We start from the raw sequence: 14,342 nt of genomic DNA, 5'->3' as shown, positions 1-14,342 counted from the left end.
GTGCCGAAGCAGCGTCGCAGGCCGGTCACGCGAAGCACGGGATCGATCATGGCGCCACGCTAGGGCGCGACCCTCCGGAGGCGCCATGACATCTGTCCCCTGCTGGTCAGGACCTACCCTCACCTACGCTGGTGCTGTGGACCGCCTCAACGACCCGCCCTCGCCCAGCGTCACCGGCAGCCCGACGTCACCGCAGGAGGATGAGGTCGACCAGCTCGACGAGGCCTTCGACCGGGCGGCCCCGCGCTACGACCTGCTGACCCGGCTCAACCCGGGCTACCACCGTGCCCTACGGCTCGCGGCCCGTGGGCTCGTCTCGCGGCTCGAGGTCCCCGGCACCACGCTCAGCAGCGCCGACCAGGCGCCCCTGACCCTGTGGGACCTCGGCTGCGGCTCGGGCCTGTCCACGCAGGCCCTCCTTCGCTCCACCGGCCCGCAGGTCAGGATCGTCGGGCTGGACGCCTCGGCTGGCATGCTGCGGCAGGCGCGGGAGAAGGACTGGCCCGCCGGGGTGAGTTTCGTGCACGCCACCGCGCAGCAGCTGCCCGCCATCGCCGCCCAGGAGCTAGGTCGCCCGGCGGACGGCGCCTTCGCGGCATACCTCCTGCGCAACGTGCCCGAGGAGCAGCGGGACGCGGTGCTGCGCTCGGTCCTGGAGCAGGTGCGTCCCGGCGGATGGGTCGCGCTCCAGGACTACCACGTGGCCGGGGACGCCCGGGCCGAACGCACCTGGACCGCTGTCTGCCGAGGGGCGGTGACGCCGCTCGCGACCGTGACACGTGGTCATCCGGCCATCTACCGCTACCTGTGGCGCAGCGTGCTCGACAACGACAGCACCGCCGTCCTGGAGGACCGGGTCCGGCGCGCGGGCTTCGTGGACCTGTCCTGGAGCACGGCCGGTGGCTGGCAGCGCGGGATCCTGCACACCCTGCTGGCCCGTCGCCCGCAGCAGGAGGGAGGGCTCTCGTGAGCGGCACGCGCCCGGGCCTCGTGCCGGGACGGGACCGCCGCGCTCAGCTGCACCGCGCCGCCCCGGGTGCGGCCCGGCTGACGACGGACCAGGACGTGGTCGTCGTGGGAGGTGGCATCGCCGGGATCGCCGCCGCCGTGACGCTCGTCGAGCGCGGCGCGCGGGTCACCCTGGTCGAGGCGCAGGAGAGCCTCGGCGGACGGGTCAGGTCCTGGCCGGTGGGCGACGGGCGCACCATGTCGCGCGGCTTCCACGCCTTCTTCCGGCAGTACTACACCCTGCGGGCGCTGCTGCGGCGGGTCGACCCGCGGGGTGAGCGGCTCGTGCCCGTACCCGACTACCCGCTGCGCCGCGGCGACGGGCTCACCGACAGCTTCGCCGCCCTGCCGGCCTCACCCCCCGCCAACCTGGCGGCCTTCGTGCTGCGCAGCCCCACCTTCCCCGTCACCGGGCTCGCCGACGTGCACCTGCCGAGCGCGCTGGAGCTCATCAGCACGTCCTACCCGGAGAGCCACGAGCGCTACGACGGTGAGTCCGCGGCCGACTTCCTGGACCGGCTGCGCTTCCCGGAGGGCGCCCGCCACCTGGCGCTGGAGGTCTTCGCGCGGTCCTTCTTCGCCCACCCCTCGGAGTTCGGCGCCGGCGAGCTCGTCGGGATGTTCCACACCTACTTCACCGGCTCCTCCGAGGGCCTGCTCTTCGACGTGCCCGACGACGACTACGACACCGCCCTCTGGGCGCCCCTGCGCCGCTACCTCGAGCAGCACGGTGCGCAGGTGCGGACCGGGGAGCGGGTGGACGCGCTGGAGCAGCGGCCGGAAGGCGGCTGGGACGTCGAGGTGGCGGGCGAGCGGCATACCGCCGACGCGGTCGTGCTCGCGACCGACCCCCGCGCGACCCGGCACCTGGTGCAGCCGTGGGCCGCGTCGGCGGCGACGACGGACGAGGCGACCCGTTCCTGGCACGAGCGCGTCGCGGCCGGGCGCAACGCGCCACCCTTCGCCGTGCTGCGGCTGTGGCTGGACCGCCCGGTCGAGGCCGGTCGTGAGGCCTTCCTCGGGACCAGCGGCTACGACCTGCTGGACAACATCACGGTCCTGGAGCGTTTCGAGCGCGGCGCGGAGGTCTGGGCGCAGGAGCACGCCGGCTCGGTCGTGGAGCTGCACGGGTATGCCGTCGACCCGGCACGGGACGAGGGTGTCGCCGGGCAGGGACGCTGCGGGCTGGACGAGCAGGCCGTCCGGGAGCGGCTGGTCAGCTCCCTGCACCAGGTCTACCCCGAGACCGCGGACGCGGTCGTGCTGCACGAGGAGCTCCTGGTCGAGGACGACTGCGGGCTGGTCGGCACCGGGCCGTGGCGGGACCGGCTCACGGTGGACACCCCCTACCCCGGGCTCGTGCTCGCCGGTGACGGCCTGCGCACCGCGTGGCCCATCGCCCTCATGGAGCGCGCGGCGGTCACCGGGGTGCTGGCGGCGAACGAGCTGCTCTCCGGGTGGGGCGTCCGGGGCGAGGACCTCTGGACCGTGCCGCTCCAGGGACTGCTGAGACGCCGGCCGGGCCGGACGGTGGCGTGAGGTGAGCCCGGGGCCGGACGCCCGCCGGGCGCAGCGGCCCGACGAGGCCACCCGCCCGCGGGTCGAGCGGGTCGACGCCGGCGGACAGCAGGGTGTCAGCACCGTCTGGCGGCTACGCGCGCTGGGGCCGGCCCGCCAGCTGCTGCGGGCACGCCACCGCACCACGCAGGCGGGCTTCACGGCCGAGGCGATCCCGCGCGGCCGCCTGGAGCACCACCCGATCCTCGTCTCCGACGGGCCGCAGCACGACGAGCAACGCCGCAAGGTCGCCCGGTTCCTGGCCCCTGCGGTGGTCGCCGACCGCTACGGCGCCACGATGGCCCGGTGCGCCGACCGGCTCGTGGCGACCTTCCTCGAGCAGGGTCGGGTGCGGCTGGACGAGGCCGCGCTGCACTACACCGTCGAGGTGACGGCCGAGCTGGTCGGCCTGACCGAGTCCCCGGTCCCCGCGATGTCACGCCGCCTGGTGAGCTTCTTCAACCAGCCGCCCTTCGACATCACCCGGGCCGACCTGGGCCGCTCCCGCCGGGACTGGGCCCGGGCCGCGCGCAACGGGTTGTGGCCCGTGCTGCGCTTCTGGTGGTCCGACGTGCGGCCGGCCGTGCGGTCCCGGCGCCGCACCCCCCGGACCGACATCGTCAGCCACCTGCTGGCGGAGGGCTACAGCCCCGCCAGCATCCTCGTGGAGTGCGTCACCTACGGGACGGCGGGGATGGTCACCACGCGGGAGTTCATCGTCATGGCCGCCTGGCACCTGCTGGAGGACCCCGACCTGCTGGAGACCTATCTCGCCGCGGACCAGCCCGCCCGGCTCGAGATGCTCGAGGAGATCATCCGGCTGGAGCCGGTGGTGGGCCACCTCTACCGCCGGGTGCAGGAGCCGGTCGAGATCCGTGACGGGGACGACACCTGGACGATCCCGGCCGGCGACCTCGTCGACGTCTGCGTCCGCGCCACCAACACCGACGAAGAGGCCGTCGGTGCGACACCGATGGGCCTGTGCCCGGGCCGGGCGATGCCCCGCGGCACGGGCGGGTCGGGACTGGCCTTCGGTGACGGCGAGCACAAGTGCCCTGGTCAGCCGCTGGCCCTGCTCGAGACGGACGCGTTGCTGGTGCGGCTCCTGGCGCACCGGCCCCGCGTCGCGCAGCAGCCCGAGCTCGGCTGGGACCACCTCATCGAGGGCTACTGGCTGCGCGGGCTCGACCTGTCGACCGGGTCGTCCTCACCGTCCGGCAGCGAGTGACGATACGTCCAGGAGGTGAGCGCGGTCGCCACCATGGCGATGAGCACCCCCAGGAAGATGTGCGCCGAGGCGGCCCCGGCACGTCCCAGCGTGACCTGCACGACGACCGCGAGCGCCAGGAGCAGGGCGAGGGAGAGGTTGACCGGACCGGCTGACCGCCGCAGCACCAGGTAGCCGACCGCCGTCCCCACCACGACGCCTGCGGTCACCCAGGCCCCGACGCGGTGGTAGCCGACGTACTGACCCTGCCCGCCGAGGAAGGCCGCTGCCCAGCCGGCCTGGGCGACGACGGCGCTCAGCGCCAGCGTCGCGAGCGTGCGCAGCACGACGAGGTGCGGGTGCGGCATCCCTGCGGGCAGGCGCAGCGCCATCCGGCTCACGCCCCCACCGGGCCGGGGAGGCGGTGCAGCGGACCGCGGGCCAGCACGTCTGTCAGGATCGCCACCTTCGTCCGCCGGGGCACCCGGCGGCGCGCGGTGAAGACGTCGTAGTCGGCCGCCTCGATCCGGTCCAGGATGAGGGAGTACATCCGCAGCGCGGTGGCCACGCACCGGGCGCCCCGGGGCGGCAGCATGGCGACGCCGCGAGAGGCGTCGGCGTAGAGCTCCCGGTTGCGGGCGATCTGCTCGGCCATCATCGCCCGCCAGGCCGGCGTCACGGCTCGCTGGTGCGGGTCGGCGCCGTGCCGCGCGAGATCGTCCTGGGGGAGGTAGACCCTCCCGCGGTCGAGGTCCTCGCCGACGTCGCGCAGGAAGTTGGTGAGCTGGAAGGCGAGCCCCAGGGAGCGCGCGGGGGCCTTCGCCGCCGGGGTGGTGGGCTCGAGGACCGGCAGCATCATCTCGCCGATGACCGCGGCCGAGCCCTCCATGTAGCCGTCCCGCAGCTCCTCCCAGCTGGCCCACGTCTCGCGGGTGAGGTCGAGCTCCATCGCCCGGAAGAAACGGTCGAAGCACTCGGGGTCGGTGCCGCGCCGGCGCAGGCTGTCCGCCACGGCCGCCATCACCGGGTCGCTCGATCCCCCCTGCGCCAGCGCCGAGGTGAACAGCTCCTCGAAGCGGCGCAGCCTGACCCCCGGGTCGGGGTCGGGTGGCACCGGGACCCGGACCGTCTCAGGCTCGTCGACGATGTCGTCGGCCAGCCGGCACAGGGCATACACGGCGTAGACGTCGACGCGTTGCCCGGGCGGCAGCAGGCGGGCACCCCAGTAGTAGGTCGTGCCGTGTCGACGGGTCAGCCGCTCGCACTCCGCGTAGCCCTCCGCCAGGACCGGGTCCGCAGCCTCCGTGCCCCGTCGCGCCATGTCCTCAGCCTACCGGCGGATAGGCTCGGGGACGGAGGTGAGGCGGTGCACGACGTCGCGATCGTCGGCCTGGGGCCGGCCGGGCGCGCGCTCGCGTCCCACTGCGTGGACCGGGGGCTGGACGTGCTGGCGGTCGACCCCCGCCCCGATGCGGTGTGGCGTCCGACCTACGGCGTCTGGGAGGACGAGCTGACCCACCTCCCCCCGGCGGTCGTCCGGCACCGCGTCGCGCAGCCCGAGCTGCGCAGCCGGGGCCCGCACCGGTTGGACCGGGCCTACGTGGTGCTGGACAACGCCGAGCTGCAGCGGACCCTGCCGCTGGAAGGAGCCACCGTCGAGCGGGCCCGTCTGACGGATGTGGAGATGACGGGTCTGCGCGGGCGGGCCCGGGTGGTGGTCGACGCCCGGGGCGCTCGGCCCGCGGGTCACGTGCCGGACGACCCCGCCGCCGCGCAGACGGCCTACGGCGTCGTGGTCCCGAGTGAGGTGGCCGTCCCGGCCCTGGACGGGGCCGAGGCGCTGCTCATGGACTGGCGCACCGACTGGTCGCCCCACCCCCGCCCCGGCGGGGTCCCGACCTTCCTCTACGCCATCCCGCTCGGGCCGCAGGAGGTGCTGCTGGAGGAGACCTGCCTGGCGGCAGCACCCGGTATGCCCGTCGCCGAGCTCCGGGACCGGCTGCAGCACCGGTTGCGGGCCCGGGGCGTCGCGATGGACGCCCTGGACGAACCGCGGAGCCGCGAGGTGGTGCGCATCCCGATGCGCGGACGCGACGCGCCCGCCCCCGACGGCACGGTGGCCCTGGGCGTGGCGGGACGCGGGGGGCACCCCGTCACCGGCTACTCGGTCGCGTCCTCGCTGGCCCGCGCCCGCACCCTCGCCGCGCAGCTCGCCGCCGGGGAGCGACCGCACCAGGTCGACGTGGCCGGGCCGGCCGACGTGGTGCGCGAGCTCGGGTTGCGGGCACTGCTGCGGCTGGACGCCGACGGCACGCTCGAGCTCTTCGAGGCCTTCGGCCGGCTCGAGCCGCACCGGCAGCGCGCCTTCATGTCCCGCACCAGCGGTGCCCCGGAGCTGCTGGGCGCCATGTGGCAGATGTTCTCCGCGATGCCCGGGCACGGCCGCGTCGAGCTGGTGCGCGCCACCTTCGGCGCACCGTGGGAGGGCCTGCGCCTCGGCCGGTGACGACTGCTGTCAGCCGACGAGCTGACGCACCCGCTCGGCCGCGAGCCGGCCGGAGGGGAGGACCATCGGCACCCCGACACCGGGCACCGTGCCTGAGCCGGCGAAGACGAGGCCGGGCACCCGCCGGTCGATGTTGTTCGGCCGGAACGGTCCGGTCTGCGGGAAGGTGTGGGCCAGCGCGAACGGCGTCCCGGCGGCCATGCCCTGCGCCTGCCAGTCCGCCGGGGTGACGAGCTGCTCGGTGACGACACCGGTGGGGTAGCCCGCCTCGTCGAGGAAGGTCAGCAGCCGCTCGCGCATCATGTCGCGGGTCGACTCCCGCTCCCAGTCGACCGAGCCGACCTCGAGGTTGGGCGTCGGCTCCAGGACGTAGAGCGTGCTGTGGCCCTCCGGGGCGGCCTCCTCGTCGTCGAGCGAGTGCACGGTCACCAGCCGGGAGGGGTCGCCCATGAGGGTGCCCCGCTTCAGCAGGTCGTCGAAGGCGCCAGACCACTCGTGCCCGAAGTGGATGTTGTGGTGCCCCTTGCCCTCGGGCACGCCCTCGACCCCGACGTGCCACACCACGCAGGAGGGCGAGTAGCGCCCGCCCAGCAGCCCGCTCACGGCACGCGGTGGGCGCACGTCCGGGAGCCACCAGCGGTAGACGCTGGGCAGGTCCACGGTGGCCACCACCGCGTCGGCGGCGACGTGCTCGCCGTCGTCGGTGGCCACGCCGCGCACCCGACCCGCCGAGTCGCGCAGCAGCGAGGTCACCGAGGTGCCGTAGCGGAACTGCGCACCGGCGTCGGCCGCGGCCCCGGCGAGCGCGTCGGGGACCGCGCGCATCCCGCCGCGCGGGAAGAAGACGCCCTCGATGGAGTCCATGTAGGTGATGACCGCGTAGATCGACAGCGCGTCGTCCGGGGCGAGCCCGGCATACATCGCCTGGAAGGAGAAGAGCCGGTGCAGCCGCTCGTCGGAGAAGCGGCGGCGGATCATCGGGCCGAGCCGGCCGAAGCCACCCATGCCCAGCAGCTGCGCGGCGGCGCGGGGGCGGGCCAGCAGGTCGGTGGGGCGGTCGAAGTTGCGGTCGATGAAGTGCGGCATCTCGGCGAGGTAGAGCCGGCGCAGCCAGCCGACGAACTCGTCGAAGGCCGCGGCGTCGACGCTGCCGCACTCGCGGTGGATCTCCTCGCGCATCCCGGCGTGGCCGTGGCGGACGTCGAGCGTGGACCCGTCGGCGAAGAAGCCGCGGTATGCCGGGTCCAGGAGCCTCAGCTCCAGCCGCTCCGCGAGGCTCGACCCGGCGGCACGCAGGGGTCGGTCGATGAGGTCGGGCATCGTCAGCACGGTCGGCCCGGTGTCGAAGGTGAAGCCGTCCTGGGTGAGCCGGCCGGCCCGCCCGCCCGGGACGTCCTCGCGCTCGACGACGGTGACCCGGTGCCCGTCCCCGACCAGGTGGCAGGCTGCGGCCAGACCGGCGAGGCCTGCCCCGACGACGACGATGTGACTCATGCGTCCCTCCAGGCGATCGCGCGGGCCTCGTCGCGCAGACCGGCGATGCCCTCCTCGGTGAGCAGGCCCGGCCGGAGCGCCGCCTCGGCGGCCTCGACCTCCTCGCGGATCCTCGTCTCCAGGTCCTGCCGGACGCCGGCCGACTCCAGGGCGTCCTGCAGCACCGCGACGTCCTCGGCGCGGGCCTGGTCGGTGCCGACCCGGGCCATCGCGTCGGCCGCCGCACCGGTCAGCCGCTCGGACCCCAGCACCCAGATGAGCGTGGTCTTGCCCTCGCGCAGGTCGTCGCCGCTGGGCTTGCCCGTCCGCTCCGGCTCGCCCCACACCCCGAGGATGTCGTCGCGCCAGGCGAAGGCGCGGCCCAGGTGCCGACCGTAGGCCGAGAGCGCCTCGCGCTGCTCCCCGTCGGCGACGGCGGCCAGCGAGCCGAGCTGCAGCGGTCGCTCGATGGTGTAGGCGCCGGACTTCAGGGCCGCGACGGCCTCGGCGTGGGCCAGGTCCCGCCGGCCCGCCGCGGAGCCGGTCAGGTCGCCGCGCTGCCCGGCGATGAGCTCCAGGTTCAGCTCGTACCAGTAGTCGCGCATCGTGCTCGGGAGGGGGTTCACGAGGCGGTCGGCCAGGGAGTGCGCGAGGTCACCGAGGAGGATCGCGATGTTCTCGCCGAACCGCTCCGCGCGCCCCTGACCACCGCCCTGCCGGTGCATCTCCGCCGCCACGACGTGGGCGGCAGGCGCGCCCCGCCGGGTGGACGACTGGTCCATGACGTCGTCGTGGATGAGCGCGAAGGCGTGGAGCATCTCCAGGGCGGCGGCCGCCCGCACGAGGTCGTCGTGGCAGCGGGAGCCGAGGCGCCCCCCGGCGGCGACGAAGCCCCAATGGCCCATGCGCGGCCGCAGTCGCTTGCCGCCGTGGGTGAGCACGGCGCGCAGCCAGCTCGGCAGGTCGCCCGGCTCGTCGGCGATCAGGTCGACCGGCCCGCTCGGGGCGAGGGTCGACCACATCTGGTCGGTCCAGGAGCACTCGTCCCCGATGAGCGCCTCGACCCGGTCGAGGGTGCCGCGCGCTTCCGCGCCACCCGTGGCCCGAGCATCCGTCGGGGACCCCGGTCGCAGCGGCAGCCGGAGCCGCTCGGACTCCAGCAGGGGCACCTGCTCGGCCGCCCACGGGCTGTAGACCCCGGGGAGGGCGCGCACGCCCGCGACCAGGTCGTCCCACTCGACCCAGAGGTGCTCGGCCACCTCCGCCGGGTCCGGGAGGAGCTCGCCGCTCACCCGTCCGGCGAAGACCGGGCAGACCTCGTTCTCGACGATCCCGCTCGCGTCCGTCGCGCGGTAGGCGAACGTGGGCAGGGCGAGCTGGAGGTCGGTGACGTCGACGCCCAGCTCCTCCTGCAGCCGCCGGCGCACCGCGGCCCCGTCGGGCTCGTCCGGCCGGGGGTGGCCACAGCAGGCGTTGGTCCAGACGCCCGGCCAGGTCCGCTTGGACAGCGCCCGCCGGGTGAGCAGAACCCGCCCCCCCTCGTCGAAGAGGTAGAGCGAGAAAGCACGGTGCCGTGGGGTCGACGCGGTATGCACGTCCTGCCGTGGGGCCGTGCCGAGGGCGCGGCCGTCCTCGTCCACGAGCACGACCAGGTCCTGGACCACGTCGGTCATCTGAGCTCCCTTGCGGTCGGTGAATCCCAGAGGACAAGCGTAGATCGCACATCACGCGGGCGCGCGTCGCGGGTCCACAACAGGCTCACAGCCCGGGCACGGGTGGGTGCTACGAGGCGTCCCTAGCGTGGACGCCACCCCACACCGAGGAGAGCGCCGTGACCCCCAGGACCCAGCCACGCACCTACGAGGGGCGCGCCCTGCCCCGCCCCGACGACGACCTCGAGGACCAGGGCCTGGCCTTCGACGTCGGCACGCTGCTCAGCCGCCGCCGGGCGCTGGGCCTGCTCGGGCTCGGTGCGGCCGGCACGCTGGCCGCCTGCGCCCCGGCGGGCACCGGCTCGACCGCGGCCTCCTCGAGCGCCACCTCGGAGGCCGCGGCGGCCACCTCCGCCGCCACCGGGGACGACGCGGCCGCGACCAGCACCGCCGACCTCACCGAGATCCCCGACGAGACCGCGGGTCCCTACCCCGGCGACGGCTCCAACGGCGCCGACGTGCTCGAGCAGAGCGGCGTCGTCCGCTCCGACCTGACCAGCAGCTTCGGCGACTCCGCCGGGGGGACGGCGAGCGGCATACCGATGAGGCTGGAGCTGACCATCCTCGACATCGCGGGCGGCGGCGGCCCCATGACCGGCGCCGCGGTCTACGTCTGGCACTGCACCGACAGCGGGCTCTACTCGATGTATTCCTCCGGCGTGGAGGACGAGAACTTCCTGCGCGGTGTGCAGGTCACCGACGACGCGGGTGTGGTGACCTTCACCAGCATCGTGCCCGGGTGCTACGCCGGCCGGTGGCCGCATATCCACGTCGAGGTCTATCCGGACGAGGCGAGCATCGTCGACTCCACGACCAACATCTGCACCTCGCAGGTGGCGCTGCCCCAGGGCATGTCGGAGGCGGTCTACGCGACCAGCGGCTACGACGGGTCGACCGAGAACCTCGGGCAGCTCACCCTGGCCAGCGACAACGTCTTCGGCGACGACGGGGGCGTGCACCAGCTCGCCACGGTCTCCGGCGACACGGACGCGGGGTATGTCGTGCGCCTCACCGTCCCCATCGACACGACCACTGCCGCGAGCAGTGGGGAGATGGGCGGCCGCGGTGGCGGCCAGGGCGGCGAGCCGCCCGAGCCCCCGGCGGGGGGCTGAGCCCCAGGAGACTGAGCCCGCCCCGCTGGCTCAGCGCTGCGGAAGCTCCCGCTTCTGCGCCCCGACGTACTCGCTCAGCGGGCGGATGAGGGCGTTGGCGCCCTGCTGCTCGCGGATGTGCGCCGTCCACCCGGTGATCCGGGCCATGACGAACAGCGGCGTGAACATCGGGATGTCGAAGCCCATGAGGTGGTAGGTCGGCCCCGCCGGGTAGTCGAGGTTGGGGTGGATGTTCTTGCGCTCGAGCATGGCGTCCTTGAGCCGGTCATAGGTCGCCAGCAGGTCGGCGTGGTCGTCGCCCGCGAAGGTGCGCAGCGCGGCGTCCATCGTCGGCACCCGCGAGTCACCGGTCTTGTAGACCCGGTGGCCGAAGCCCATGATCTTGCGCTTCTCCGCCAGCGCGGTGTCCAGCCACGCCTCGGCGTTGTCGGCGTCGCCGACCTCGGCGAGCATGTGCATGACCGCCTCGTTGGCGCCGCCGTGCAACGGACCCTTGAGCGCGCCGATGGCCGCGGTGACGGCGCTGTAGACGTCGGAGAGGGTGGAGGTGACCACGCGGGCGGTGAAGGTCGAGGCGTTGAAGGAGTGCTCGGCATACAGCGTCATCGAGGTCTCGAAGGCGGTGACCGTGGCCTCGTCGGGGGCCTCGCCGAAGGTCATCGCCAGGAAGTTCTCCGAGTAGCCCAGCGACGGGTCGGGCGCGATCGGCTCCTGGCCCCGGCGGCGGCGCTGCTCGATCGCGACGATGGTGGGGAGCTGGGCGAAGAGCGCCACGGACACCGCCAGGGTGTCCTCCGGGTCGTCGGACTCCGAGCGCGGGTCACGCGCCCCGAGCCAGCTCACGGCCGTGCGCACCGTGTCCATCGGATGGCAGTCCTCGGGGAGCCCGCGCAGGACCTCGACCAGCTCGTCCGGGACGGCGCGCAGGCCGCGCTCGGTCTCCGTGAAGGTGGCCAGCTCGTCCTCGGTCGGCAGCTCGCCGTGCCACAGCAGCCAGGCCACCTCCTCGAAGGAGCACTGCGCCGCGAGGTCCTGCACCGGGTAGCCGCGGTAGATGAGGGTGCTGGTCTCCGCGTCGACCTTGGAGACGGAGGTCTCGTCGACGACGACGCCGGCGAGGCCGCGGTGGATGGTGGTCTCGGTCATGGTGGGTCCTTCCTCACTGCTCGCCGGGGACGGCGAAGTCGAAGATGTCGGCGTCGAAGCTGCTGTAGTCGGCATACCGCAGCACCTCGTAGAGGCGCGCGCGGGTCTGCATCTGCGGGACGAGGTCGCTCTGGGTGCCCTCGTGCGCGATCGTGGCGAGCGAGGCCTCGATCGCCCCCATCGCCAGGCGCTGCAGGGTCACCGGGTAGATGACCATGGACACGCCGGCGTCCGCGAGCTGGGTCGTGGTGAACAGCTCGCTCTGCCCGAACTCGGTCATGTTGGCCAGGATGGGCACGTCGAGGGCCTGCGCGAAGGCCTCGAACTCCGAGAGGTCCTTGAGGGCCTCGGGGAAGATGAGGTCGGCCCCGGCGTCGGCGTAGGCCCTCGCCCGATCCAGCGCGGCGTCGAAGCCCTCGACCGCGCGGGCGTCGGTGCGGGCGCACAGGACGAACTCCGGGTCGGTGCGCGCCACCACGGCGGCCCGGACGCGCCGCAGCATCTCCTCGGTGCTCACGACCTGCTTGCCGTCGAGGTGGCCGCAGCGCTTGGGGTTGACCTGGTCCTCCAGGTGCGCCCCGGCCAGGCCCGCGCGCTCCAGGCCGGTGATGGTGCGGGCGACGTTGCTGGGCTCGCCGAAGCCGGTGTCGGCGTCGATCATGGCCGGCAGCGAGGTCATGCCCGCGATCTCCTGGCCGCGGTCGATCACCTCGCTGGCCGTGGTCAGCCCGATGTCGGGCAGCCCGCGCTCGGCCGCGAGGACCGAGCCAGAGATGTAGACGCCCTCGAAGCCGGCCTGCTCGATGAGCGGCACGGACAGCGGCGTGAACGCGCCGACATACCGCTGGATCCGCCCGGAGGAGAGACCGGCACGGAAGGCCTGGCGGCGCCGGGTCGGGGCGAGCACGCCCTCGGTGGCCTGGTCGCCGCTCACCGGAAGATCCCCTGCGGCCCGACCTCGAGGGTGAGGGCGTCGGCGACGACGTTGAGCTCGTGCAGCCGCCCCGCGGGCAGGTCCGCCAGCCCGGAGACGACCTCGAGGAAGCGGTCCTGCTCGGCCTTGCTGGCCACGCCCTCGGCGAGGGTGCGGAACTTCGCGACGTACTGGTCCCGGGCGAAGGGCCGTGCCCCCGCCGGGTGCGCGTCCGCGACCGCGAGCTCGTCGGCGACGACCGTGCCGTCCTGGAGCGTGATCTCGACCCGACCGCCGAAGGCCGGCTCGGCCGCGTGGTAGGCCTCGGTCCAGCGGGGGTCCTCCACCGTGCTGATCTTGTGCCACAGCTCGACGGTCGAGGGCCGGCCGGCGCGCTCGGGGGTGTAGGAGTCGACGTGGTGCCAGGTCCCGTCCTCGAGGGCCACCGCGAAGATGTACATGATCGAGTGGTCCAGGGTCTCCCGCGACGCCTTCGGGTCCATCTTCTGCGGGTCGTTGGCGCCGGTGCCGATGACGTAGTGCGTGTGGTGGCTGGTCTGGATGAGGACCGACTCGACCTGCGACAGGTCCGGCACCTGCTCGCGCAGCCGCACCGCGAGGTCGATGAGCGCCTGGCTCTGGTACTCCGCGGAGTACTCCTTGGTGTAGGTCCGCAGGATCGCCCGCTTGGGCTCGCCCGGGCCGGGCAGCGGCACCTGGTAGTGCGCCTCCTTGCCGTCCAGCATCCAGGCGATGACGCCGTCCTCGCCCTCGTAGATCGGCGCCGGCGCACCCTCACCCCGCACCGCCCGGTCGAAGGCCTCGATCGCAGCCTTGCCGGCGTAGGCCGGGGCATACGCCTTCCAGCTGGAGATCTCGCCCTTGCGCGACTGCCGGGTCGCGGTCGTCGTGTGCAACGCCTGGCCGATCGCCTGGTAGGTCACCTCGGTCGGCGCCCCGAGCAGGGTCCCGAGGCCGGCCGCTGCGGACGGGCCGAGGTGGGCGACGTGGTCGATCTTGTGCGCGTGCAAGCTGATCGCACGGACCAGGTCGACCTGGATCTCGTATCCGGTCGCGAGCGCCCGCAGCAGGCTCGCACCGTCGGCGCCGACGTGCTGGGCTACCGCCAGGATCGGCGGGATGTTGTCGCCGGGATGGGAGTACTCCGCGGCGAGGAAGGTGTCGTGGTAGTCCAGCTCGCGGACCGCGGTGCCGTTGGCCCAGGCCGCCCACTCCGGGGAGACCCGCGCCTCCGGGTCCCCGAAGATCGCCGCACCCTGCGCGCCGTCGGCAGGGGTGTGCCGGTGGGCGAGCGCCTGGTCTCGCGCCACGACCGCGGGGCGCCGGTTGACCGAGGCGAGCGCGACCGAGGCGTTGTCGATGACCCGGTTGATCGCCATGTCGGCGACCTCGGCCTCCACGGCGACCGGGTCGGCGGCGACCTCCGCGATCTTCCAGGCGAGCTGGTCCTCGCGGGCCAGCTCGTCGGCGCTGGGGTGGACGCGCACGTCGTGCGTGATCATCGGGTCTCCTCCGTGGGGCTGGACGTCGGTGTCGGACCGGGCGCGGCGCGGGCGTGCGACCACACGGCCGGTGGATCGGTCCCCAGGCTAGCCACCCGCAGTCGGTGCCGTGGGGTCAAGGCAGCAGGACGGCCGGCGCGGCACCGACCTCGACGGGGGCCGCCCGCCGGGCGTGGGGGAGAATG

General features: G+C 74.0%; 12 protein-coding genes. 5 read left to right on the top strand and 7 right to left on the bottom strand.

Features of this window, described 5'->3' with window-relative positions; translation table 11 throughout:
- The first annotated feature begins 136 nt into the window (after positions 1-136).
- From BJF86_RS13430 to BJF86_RS13420, 3 genes are read left to right on the top strand one after another with little or no spacing between them, the layout of a single operon-like run.
- Entirely contained in the window at positions 137-970 is an 834-nt protein-coding gene (locus BJF86_RS13430) for a methyltransferase domain-containing protein (protein ID WP_075811614.1), read from the top strand.
- On the top strand, positions 967-2,547 hold the full coding sequence (locus BJF86_RS13425; protein WP_075819687.1) for an FAD-dependent oxidoreductase: 1,581 nt from the start codon (positions 967-969) through the stop codon (positions 2,545-2,547). Before BJF86_RS13430 ends, BJF86_RS13425 begins: the two co-directional genes overlap by 4 nt.
- A 1-nt stretch (position 2,548) precedes the next feature.
- Positions 2,549-3,793, top strand: a complete 1,245-nt coding sequence (locus BJF86_RS13420) for a cytochrome P450 (RefSeq protein ID WP_075819685.1) — start codon at positions 2,549-2,551, stop codon at positions 3,791-3,793.
- Here BJF86_RS13420 and BJF86_RS13415 read toward each other — a convergent pair.
- Both BJF86_RS13415 and BJF86_RS13410 read right to left on the bottom strand, forming a co-directional pair.
- A complete protein-coding gene (locus tag BJF86_RS13415) occupies positions 3,733-4,173 on the bottom strand; it encodes a hypothetical protein (protein ID WP_143553844.1) in 441 nt (146 codons plus the stop codon). The two genes, BJF86_RS13420 and BJF86_RS13415, sit on opposite strands and share 61 nt — an antisense overlap.
- Positions 4,170-5,093, bottom strand: coding sequence for a phytoene/squalene synthase family protein (locus BJF86_RS13410; RefSeq protein ID WP_075819681.1), 924 nt, complete (start codon positions 5,091-5,093; stop codon positions 4,170-4,172). Before BJF86_RS13410 ends, BJF86_RS13415 begins: the two co-directional genes overlap by 4 nt.
- Positions 5,094-5,138: 45 nt before the next feature.
- Here BJF86_RS13410 and BJF86_RS13405 point away from each other — a divergent pair, with 45 nt between their 5' ends.
- Positions 5,139-6,278 carry a lycopene cyclase family protein gene (locus BJF86_RS13405; RefSeq protein ID WP_075819679.1) on the top strand — a complete coding sequence of 380 codons (1,140 nt, stop codon included), beginning with the start codon at positions 5,139-5,141 and terminating at the stop codon, positions 6,276-6,278.
- 9 nt (positions 6,279-6,287) lie between these two features.
- Here the strand turns inward: BJF86_RS13405 and crtI are convergent, their stop codons facing one another.
- Positions 6,288-7,772 (bottom strand): phytoene desaturase family protein, encoded by a 1,485-nt coding sequence (gene crtI / locus BJF86_RS13400; protein ID WP_075819677.1) that lies wholly within the window; start codon positions 7,770-7,772, stop codon positions 6,288-6,290.
- Positions 7,769-9,424, bottom strand: a complete 1,656-nt coding sequence (idi, locus tag BJF86_RS13395) for an isopentenyl-diphosphate Delta-isomerase (RefSeq protein WP_075819675.1) — start codon at positions 9,422-9,424, stop codon at positions 7,769-7,771. Before idi ends, crtI begins: the two co-directional genes overlap by 4 nt.
- A gap of 158 nt (positions 9,425-9,582) precedes the next feature.
- Here idi and BJF86_RS13390 point away from each other — a divergent pair, with 158 nt between their 5' ends.
- Positions 9,583-10,575 carry a 3,4-dioxygenase subunit beta gene (locus BJF86_RS13390; RefSeq protein ID WP_075819673.1) on the top strand — a complete coding sequence of 331 codons (993 nt, stop codon included), beginning with the start codon at positions 9,583-9,585 and terminating at the stop codon, positions 10,573-10,575.
- Between the two features lie 30 nt (positions 10,576-10,605).
- Here BJF86_RS13390 and BJF86_RS13385 read toward each other — a convergent pair whose 3' ends face one another.
- The 3 genes from BJF86_RS13385 to BJF86_RS13375 are packed head-to-tail and all read right to left on the bottom strand — an operon-like array spanning position 10,606 to position 14,157.
- Positions 10,606-11,721, bottom strand: a complete 1,116-nt coding sequence (locus tag BJF86_RS13385) for a bifunctional 2-methylcitrate synthase/citrate synthase (RefSeq protein ID WP_075819671.1) — start codon at positions 11,719-11,721, stop codon at positions 10,606-10,608.
- Positions 11,722-11,734: 13 nt separating this feature from the next.
- Entirely contained in the window at positions 11,735-12,655 is a 921-nt protein-coding gene (gene prpB, locus BJF86_RS13380) for a methylisocitrate lyase (protein WP_083653096.1), read from the bottom strand.
- Positions 12,652-14,157 (bottom strand): MmgE/PrpD family protein, encoded by a 1,506-nt coding sequence (locus BJF86_RS13375; protein WP_075819669.1) that lies wholly within the window; start codon positions 14,155-14,157, stop codon positions 12,652-12,654. Before BJF86_RS13375 ends, prpB begins: the two co-directional genes overlap by 4 nt.
- Positions 14,158-14,342 lie beyond the last annotated feature (185 nt).

The organism is Serinicoccus sp. CNJ-927 (genome assembly GCF_001942435.1).
GTDB classification, from domain to species: domain Bacteria; phylum Actinomycetota; class Actinomycetes; order Actinomycetales; family Dermatophilaceae; genus Ornithinicoccus; species Ornithinicoccus marinus.
This window is presented reverse-complemented; position numbering and strand designations above follow the sequence as displayed.

Bases quoted from the DNA above. Each gene is read 5' to 3' on its own strand.
- BJF86_RS13410 (WP_075819681.1), bottom strand. From the start codon at position 5,093: ATGGCGCGACGGGGCACGGAGGCTGCGGACCCGGTCCTGGCGGAGGGC.
- crtI (WP_075819677.1), bottom strand. From the start codon at position 7,772: ATGAGTCACATCGTCGTCGTCGGGGCAGGCCTCGCCGGTCTGGCCGCA.
- idi (WP_075819675.1), bottom strand. From the start codon at position 9,424: ATGACCGACGTGGTCCAGGACCTGGTCGTGCTCGTGGACGAGGACGGC.
- BJF86_RS13385 (WP_075819671.1), bottom strand. From the start codon at position 11,721: ATGACCGAGACCACCATCCACCGCGGCCTCGCCGGCGTCGTCGTCGAC.
- BJF86_RS13375 (WP_075819669.1), bottom strand. From the start codon at position 14,157: ATGATCACGCACGACGTGCGCGTCCACCCCAGCGCCGACGAGCTGGCC.